The 5,967-nt window shown below is 63.9% G+C and carries 5 protein-coding genes; 3 read left to right on the forward strand and 2 right to left on the reverse strand.

All coding sequences use genetic code 11. The annotated features are described in order from the left end of the window. Positions 1-95: 95 nt before the first annotated feature. Both O2807_10810 and O2807_10815 read right to left on the reverse strand, forming a co-directional pair. Positions 96-959: a xanthine dehydrogenase family protein subunit M gene (locus O2807_10810; GenBank protein ID MDA1000987.1), complete on the reverse strand. Its 864-nt coding sequence runs from the start codon at positions 957-959 to the stop codon at positions 96-98. A 64-nt stretch (positions 960-1,023) separates the two neighbouring features. Continuing rightward, positions 1,024-3,312, reverse strand: a complete 2,289-nt coding sequence (locus tag O2807_10815; GenBank protein MDA1000988.1) for a xanthine dehydrogenase family protein molybdopterin-binding subunit — start codon at positions 3,310-3,312, stop codon at positions 1,024-1,026. Positions 3,313-3,619: 307 nt separating this feature from the next. Here O2807_10815 and O2807_10820 point away from each other — a divergent pair, with 307 nt between their 5' ends. The 3 genes from O2807_10820 to O2807_10830 form a co-directional block, all read left to right on the forward strand. Continuing rightward, positions 3,620-4,366, forward strand: a complete 747-nt coding sequence (locus O2807_10820) for an SDR family NAD(P)-dependent oxidoreductase (protein ID MDA1000989.1) — start codon at positions 3,620-3,622, stop codon at positions 4,364-4,366. A gap of 27 nt (positions 4,367-4,393) precedes the next feature. After that, positions 4,394-5,140, forward strand: coding sequence for an SDR family oxidoreductase (locus O2807_10825; GenBank protein MDA1000990.1), 747 nt, complete (start codon positions 4,394-4,396; stop codon positions 5,138-5,140). A gap of 14 nt (positions 5,141-5,154) precedes the next feature. After that, the coding region (locus O2807_10830; GenBank protein ID MDA1000991.1) for a sulfurtransferase at positions 5,155-5,967 on the forward strand (813 nt) is incomplete at its 3' end.

The raw sequence follows: 5,967 nt of genomic DNA on the forward strand, positions 1-5,967 counted from the left end.
GCTTTCATCTTTCTGGAGAAAAAAAACAGCCTCCCCGAACGGGAGGCCGGATAACAAAGGGCAGGAGTTGCGGCGCGCCGCCGCACTGGGCGGCGCTAGGAACCAAGCGCCTTTTCGATCGTCCGCCGGATGAAGACGGGCGTCACCTGGCGGCGGTACGCATCGCTCGCCCGGATGTCGGTCAGGGGCTCCAGATCGTCCAGCGACCGGGCCAGGACGCCGTCAATCGCCTCACGGGTCAGCTCCTTGCCCTTGAGGCCCGCCTCCGCCGCCGTGACGCGCCGGAAGACGGCCTCCACCCCGCCGAGGCCGATGCGGGCCTCCCGGCAGGTTTTGCCGTCCGCCTCGAGCGAGACCGCCACCGAGATCGAAATGCACGGCTTGTCTTCCTTCGAGCGGGTGGTGAAGCGCGTGTAGGCCGTGCGGAAGCCCTGCGGGAGGGGATCGATCTCGATCTCGGTCAGCAGTTCATCCGGCGCGAGGGCACACTCATAGTAGTCCGTCCAGAACTCGCCCGCCGGGATCACGCGCTCGCTGCCATCCGCCTTTTTGGCCTTCATCCGCGCCTCGAGGACGAGGAGCGCCGCCGGGGGATCGGAGGCGGGCTCGGCGAAACAGAGATTCCCGCCGATCGTGCCCGCGTTGCGGATGCGGATGGTCGCCACGTTGTGGAACACTTCGGACAGCAGGGGAAAGCGCTCCCGGATGAGCGGAGAGGTCTCGATGTCGCGGTGTACCGTCCGCGCGCCGATGCGGACGCCGCCGTTTTTCGTCCCCTCGATGAAAGAAAGCTCCGCCACCCCATAGATGTCGATCAGATTTTCCGGTTCGAAAATCTTGGATTTCATCAGAATCGAAAGGGCCACGCCGCCCGCATACACTTTCCCCGCATCCCCGTGCGCCTGAATGGCGGCGAGCGTCTCATCCACACTGTTCACAGCCACATAATGAAAAGCCAAGGCTCATCTCCTCAAGTCGTTTCCGGAATCCCGCCCCCTGCGCGGAAAACATTCTTGACCGGCATCAATTTCCGCTTGCCGCCTTCTCCCGCAAGGCGTTGAGAATCTTCTCCGGCGTGATCGGCAGCGTCGTGATGCGCACGCCGACCGCATCGTAGACGGCGTTGGAGATTGCCGCCGAGGTCCCCAGCTGGGCCATCTCTCCCAACCCCTTGGCGCCATAGGGTCCGGTCGGATTCTCGGTTTCCACGAGAACCGTCTCCAGAACGGGAACATCCTGGGTGGTCATCAGTTTATAGTCGAGCCAATTGGGATTGACCGGCTGGCCGTCCTCGACCTGGAAATCCTCGCTCAAGGCGTAGCCCACGCCCATCAGCGCGCCGCCCTCGATCTGACCGACCGCACCCGCCGGGTTGACCACCGTCCCCACATCGTTGGCCGAAATGATACGGAGCACCTCAACAGCCCCCGTCTCCGTGTCCACCTCCACCTCGGCCACCTTGGCGCCGAAGGCATAGGCAGCCGACCAGTTGCCGTAGCCCGTGACCGGGTCCGGGGATTCGCTGGGGGAATCGTAGCTGGCCGCCGTGTAGACCGCCTCGCTCCCCTGCCTGTCGTAAATTTTCATGTAGGCCTGGGTGTGGGTGATCTCGCGATCGGGGGCGCTTTTGACGAAGATCTTCCCCTGCCGGGCGTCCAGATCGTTCGGGTCGCATTCGAGAATCTCCGCGGCGCCCTTGAAGAGCATATCGCGCGCCTTCAGCGCGGCGAGCCGGGTCGCCATGCCGTCAATCGTCGTCGTCCGGCTTCCCCGGACGCCCCACCCATAGGGGTTCACCGCGGTGTCGCCGTTGATGATCCGCACATCCTCGACGCGCACCCCCAGCGTCTCGGCGCAGATCTGCGAAAGGGTGGTGTTCGAGCCGTTGCCCATCTCGATGGTCCCGGAGAGCACCTGAACGGTGCCGTCCTTGTTCATCTTGATGAAGGCGCCGGCCGTCTCGGGGCCCATTGCGCGCGCGCCGGTGAAGTGGACGGCGGCGCTCAACCCGTAGCCGCGCTTTTTGCCGTCGGCGGAGGGGCGCTTCTCCTTCCAGGGGACGCGCTTCACCGCCTCCTGGACACACTGGGAGACGCCGCAGCTCGTGATCTTGGCGCCGATGATCGTGGTGGTCCCCTTCTTGACGAAATTCTTGAGGCGGAACTCGGCCGGGTCCATGCCGATCTCATGGGCATGTTTGTCCATCGCGATCTCGGTCCCGAAGCCGTAGCCGCCGTTTCCGACCCCGCGCATGGCGCCGCCGGGGGGGACGTTGGTGAAAACGACATCCGCATGGTGGCGGTAGGCCTTGAAGTTATAGAGACTCCCGCCCATGTGCGCCGTGATGGCGCCCACGACCGGGCCGTAGTCGGAGTAGCCGCCGTTCTCGACCACCATCTTGACCTCACGGGCCAGGATGATGCCGTCTTTGTCGGTCGCGATCCGGGTGGCGTGGAACTGTTTCGTGCGGTGCGTGCCGAGGAGAAACTCCTCCTGGCGATCGTAGTAGAACTTCACCGGGCGCCCGAGTTTTTTCGCCGCGATGATCGAGAGGAAGTCGATGTTGAACTTGCTGGTCGCCTTTCCCCCGAAACCGCCCCCGATATAGTGGGTGATGACGCGGATGTTCGCCTCAGGGATCTTCAGGACCTTGGAGAAATACTGGCTGGAAAGGCTGGGGCACTGGGTGGAGTTGTAGACCGTCAGATAGCCGTCCGGGGACCATTCGGCGATGGAGACGTGCGTCTCAAAGCAGCAATGCGCCTGCCGGGAGGAGGCGGTGCTGAGCTCGCTCACGTGGTGCGCTTCAGCGAACATCTTGTCCACGTCGCCGAACTCCATGTGCTTCGTGGAAGCGATGTTGTTCGGCCGGTAGTCGTGAATGACGGGAGCGCCTTCCTTCATGGCTTCGAAGGGATCGAAGACGGCCGGAAGCTCCTCGTAGTCCACATCGATCAGCTCGAGCGCCTCGATGGCGATATCTTCGGAAGTCGCCACCACGGCCGCGACCGTGTCTCCCACGAAACGGGCCTTCTTCGCCAGCGGCGTCTGGTCGTAGCAGCCGGGAACGACGCCCCATACCACGTCATCGGGGATATCGTCCGGCGTCATCACCAGCTTGACCCCGGGGAGTTTTTTGGCCCGGCTGGCGTCGATGCTCCTGACGCGAGCGTGGGGAAGCGGGCTGCCCAGCAGTTTTCCGTAAAGCATTTTGGGAAGCAGAAGGTCCAGCGTGTACATGGCCCGTCCCGTCACCTTTTCGGGGGCATCCACGCGGGGGACACTTTTCCCGACGTAAACAAGCGAAGACATAATTCCTCCCAATGGCAGCCCGGCAATACAAGTACCGGTGAAAGACTATTCAACCCCAGCGGGGAGCACTCCTCCTCCCGCATCGGCTGGGACCATACATCGCCCATGAAGATGCCGGATTATAACAAGAGGCGTCTCCCAGCGAAATCCCGTTTCTCAGGATATCTTTCTCTTCTTTATCCGCCCTGAAGATGGTATCCGTGAATACGCCCCGGAGGGATATTCCCCTTTCCAATTTGAGGGCGGCCGGGCTGTGTGCTAGAAAACTCAGACCTGACATTCATAATCTCTCTTTTCCGAGGGCAAAATGCCGATCAAATTCGATTTCACGGGCCGCAAAGTCATCCTCACGGGAGCCGCCGGGGCTATGGGCTCCCTCATCGCCAAAAGGTTCCTGGAGGCGGGGGCAAAGCTCTTTGCCACCGACCGGCCGGGGCCCCGCCTGGACGCCCTGGAAGGTCCCGCCGATCGCCTCCGGAAGTCCCCCTGCCACCTCGCGGATGTGGACGCCCTCCGGGAGAATGCGAAAGAAGCCCTCGGCTGGCTGGGAGGGTGCGACGTTCTGGTGAACACGGCGGGCTACATGCCGATTCGCGAGACCCTGGGCCTCACCAAGGAGGACTGGGACGAGGTGCTGGCCGTCAATCTTCTCGCCCCCTACTTCTACATTCAAGCGACCTTCGACGCGCTGAAGGCCTCCCCCGCGGGGCGCATCATCAACTTCGCCTCCATCGCCGGAAAGATGGGCGGCATCGGCCCGAACCTCAACTACGCCGCCGCCAAGGCGGGCCTTCTGGCCATGACCTTCAATCTCGCCCGGACACTCGGCAAGAGCGGCGTGACGATCAACTGCATCCTCCCCGGTCCGGCGCGGACGGGGCTGCACTTCGAGTCCCCCGACGAGATGCTCGACAAGGCCGAGGCGGCCCATCCGATGGGGCGCCTCACGGTGGCGGAGGATGTCTGGCCGGCCGTCCTTTTCCTCGCCAGCGAAGAGGCCGGGCACGTCAATGGAGAAGCCCTCGATGTCAACGGCGCATTCTGGACAGATTGACCCTGGTTCGGAGGGACAGGCTCCGGCATGAGCGCCCGATTCGACTTCACCGGCAAGAAGGTCATCGTCACCGGCGCCTCGAGGGGGATTGGCGCCGAGGTGGCGCGGGGGTTCATCGCCTCGGGGGCGAAGGTGGCCGCCGCCGGAAGGGACACAGAGCGCCTCGCGGCCATCGCGGGCCCCGCCGATCGGGTGCGGGCCTTCCCCTTCGATCTGGGCGAGTTGGAACTCCTCCCCAGTGTCCTCGGCGAGATTGTGAGCTGGCTCGGTGGGTGCGACGTCTTCGTGAACGCGGCGGCCTATCCGCTGCTGAAAGACCCATTGACCCTCGATGCCGCCGACTGGGACCTCACCTTGCGCGTCAACCTGATCGGGCCCTACCTCTGCATCAAGGAACTGATCGGGCCGCTCAAACAGTCTGGAAACGGGCGGATCATTCTCTTCGGCTCCGTCGCCGGGAAAACGGGCGGCCTCGGGGCAAACATGGCCTACAGCGCCTCGAAGGGGGGTGTTTTCGCGATGACCTTCAACCTCGCGCGCGAGTTGGCCAAGAGCGGCGTCACGGTGAACTGCCTGACGCCCGGCCCCACGGAAACCAAGATGATGCTTTCCTTCCCCGATGAGGTGCTCGAGCGGACCATCGCCGCCCATCCGCTGGGGAGGTTGGGACGGCCCGAGGAGATCGCCCCGGCGGCCCTTTTTCTCGCGAGCGAGGAGGCGGCCCACATCACCGGCCATGCGTTCGATGTGAACGGCGGATTTTACACGAGGTAAGGGAGGAAGATGCGATGACATCCGAAGGCTATGTGAATCCCGATCTGATATGGAGCTCGCAGCAGCTTCAGGAGCGGCTCGATGATCCCAACCTGCGGATCATCGACGCCCGGCCCGGTGAGCGCTACGCGATGGGGCACATTCCCGGAGCACGCCACTTCAACATCTACGCCCTGAACTGCGACGACACCGACGATGCCCCCCTGCAGTCCTTCATGCGGATGTGGGCGTTCCTCCTTGGGCAAAGGGGAGTGAGCTTCGAGAACACGATCGTCTTCTACGACGAGGACACGGGAAACACCTGCGTGCGCGGCTTCTGGTTTCTCGAGTATTTCGGCCACAGCGATGTCCACGTCCTCAACGGGGGCTATGCCGCCTGGCAGCGGGCCGGGCTGGAAGTCACGCGCGATGCGGAAGTTCCAGAACCGAGCGCCTTCAGGTACGAACCGCGTCCGGAGCGCCTCGCCACCTACCGCCACGTCCTCGAAGCCATCGAGGATGCGGACAAGGCCATCCTCGACACGCGCTCGGCGGCAGAATGGGAGGGCACCCGCGTTCTCGCCAAGCGCGGCGGCGCCGTCCCCGGCGCTGTCCACCAGGAATGGCTCGCCCACCTGACCCCCGATCGGGAGATGAAGAGCGCCGAAGAGCTAAGAGCCCAGTTCGAGGCGCTGGGCGTCACCCCGGACAAGGAGGTCATCCCCTATTGCCAGACCGGCTACCGCTCGGCGCACGCCTATTTCGCCCTTCGCCTCCTCGGCTACCCGCGGGTGCGGAACTATGTCGGCTCCTGGAACGAATGGGGCAACCGCGAGGGGGTGCCCATC

This window comes from bacterium (assembly GCA_027622355.1).
In the GTDB taxonomy this organism is placed as follows: Bacteria; UBA8248; UBA8248; order UBA8248; family UBA8248; genus JAQBZT01.